This window comes from Gilvimarinus gilvus (assembly GCF_030518155.1).
Classification (GTDB): domain Bacteria; phylum Pseudomonadota; class Gammaproteobacteria; order Pseudomonadales; family Cellvibrionaceae; genus Gilvimarinus; species Gilvimarinus gilvus.
Window position 1 is genome coordinate 1 of sequence record NZ_JAULRU010000766.1, and the last position, 646, is coordinate 646.

At 33.1% G+C, this 646-nt stretch carries 1 protein-coding gene; it reads right to left on the minus strand.

What is annotated here, in order from left to right; translation table 11 throughout:
- Positions 1 to 646, minus strand: a 646-nt coding sequence (locus tag QWI17_RS19470) for an MATE family efflux transporter (RefSeq protein ID WP_302724195.1), incomplete at both ends; no start/stop codon positions are given.

Below are 646 nucleotides of genomic sequence, written 5' to 3' on the forward strand. Positions count from 1 at the left end.
TTAGCAACCTCTTCCCCGCCAAACGATCTTTCAAGGAAAAACATTGGCGCAAGGGAAGTAAAAAAAACAACCAATCCTGCAGCCAACATCGGAAATCCAGCTTTAACTAATCTAGAAACGTACAATTTAGAAAATTTCCTACATGAAACATAAGGAAATATAAAAAACAATGGTATTAAAAAAGCCACAACACTAGAAAACAAATTTATATAACCTATCAAATTGACATCATCACTACCATTCAAATCAAAAACAAAATACAAAACAAACGTACTTATAAAAGGAATTAAAACCGAGTCTAACAAAACAGCTAACGATGCTTTATTTACGCAACGGAGAATTGAACAAAACACAACGCATAGCGAGTATGGGATCAAACTAAGAATGTAAATTGCTAGAACATCAACGACCACTTCACTCACTGAGAAATACAACAATAAATCAGAAATAACAAAGTAATGGACACATATAATCATTACCGAGGAAAAGGTAACGATAGCTACAGCAGATAATGCATACTCGCTAATCTTTTCAACTTTCTCTTCATCATATGCTGAACCAACATATCGAATCAAACTACTTTCCAAGCCAAAAAAACCAACTGAAGCATAAAACAAAAAGAAAGTCATTGCTAAAAAAACATATC